Here is a 309-nt window from a genome sequence, read left to right as displayed (position 1 = left end):
GTGGTGCGGGCGTCCGCGGGTATTTCCAGGTCCACGGCAAAGTCGAAAGCTGCAAGCCGCGGTGCGCCGGTCTCGTTGAAGTCCGAGTTCCTGTTGTCCCACACCACGTCCTGCGGAATGCCGGTACCCTGCCAGTAGAATCCGACCTTGTCGCCGGAGGTGTCACCGTAAATCGCGGCGAACCGGTTCGAGTAGGAATGCAGTTCTCCGAGGTTTGATCCGGATCCCGGAATCAGGGCGGCCATGTACCGGGTGTTCCGGGAAGGGGTCCCGGTCATCGTCACAATCCGGCCGTTGCCCTCCGTGCTG

1 protein-coding gene is annotated in these 309 nt (G+C 62.8%); it reads right to left on the bottom strand.

Going from position 1 to position 309, the window contains the following annotated elements; translation table 11 throughout:
* The coding region (locus SB754_RS19705) for a hypothetical protein (protein WP_410784083.1) at positions 1 to 245 on the bottom strand (245 nt) is incomplete at its 3' end.
* Positions 246 to 309 lie beyond the last annotated feature (64 nt).

This window comes from Leifsonia sp. SIMBA_070 (genome assembly GCF_046534635.1).
GTDB lineage: Bacteria > Actinomycetota > Actinomycetes > Actinomycetales > Microbacteriaceae > Leifsonia.
This window is presented reverse-complemented; position numbering and strand designations above follow the sequence as displayed.